The 601-nt window shown below is 67.7% G+C and carries 1 protein-coding gene; it reads left to right on the top strand.

The window, feature by feature from the left end; all coding sequences use genetic code 11:
* Positions 1-260: 260 nt before the first annotated feature.
* The coding region (ssb, locus tag U8L64_RS00045) for a single-stranded DNA-binding protein (protein ID WP_333392695.1) at positions 261-601 on the top strand (341 nt) is incomplete at its 3' end.

Below are 601 nucleotides of genomic sequence, written 5' to 3'. Positions count from 1 at the left end.
TCGATGACGGCGGCCTGCACCGCGGCGGATGCCAGCAGGCCGGCGAGCAGGGCCGGGGCGAAAAAGATCGGGTGCATCTGGAACATCCTTTATTAGCGCGAAGGGGCTCGCCGCAGGGCCCGTCGAACACGCCACGCGGCGAAGCCCAAATGACACGACGCCCACGCCGCAGATCTGCCTCGGCGCCGGGTCAACCCGCCGACGCGCGCGCCGCCATCCGCACAGGCTAGACCGCGCTCAGCGACCTCCCGCGCGTCCCGGTGGACTACGAGACGATCGACCGCCCCCTCATATGCGAGCTGGAGCATTCGGCCGAGGACGCGGCTCCCGAGCTCCTCGGCCAGCGCCTGCCACGGCTGCCGCACGAGTGGCAGACCATGCTGCAGGCGGTTGCCGTTGAGATTGGTCAGGGCGCGGCGGGTGTCCTCCAGAACGTTGAGAATCTGGTAAGCACGTGGCTGCAACGCGCGGCCGAGATTGCCGGTGAGTACCTGCGCAAGGGCTCGCAATGCTACATCGAGGGCCGCTTGCAGACCCGCGAGTGGGAGAAGGATGGCGTCAAGCGCTACACCACCGAGGTTGTAGTGGACATGAACGGCAG

This window comes from Pseudomonas sp. FIP_A4, from assembly GCF_036701605.1.
In the GTDB taxonomy this organism is placed as follows: Bacteria; Pseudomonadota; Gammaproteobacteria; order Pseudomonadales; family Pseudomonadaceae; genus Stutzerimonas; species Stutzerimonas phenolilytica.
The sequence above is the reverse complement of the archived record's forward strand: the minus strand, read 5'-3'. Positions and strand labels throughout refer to the sequence as shown.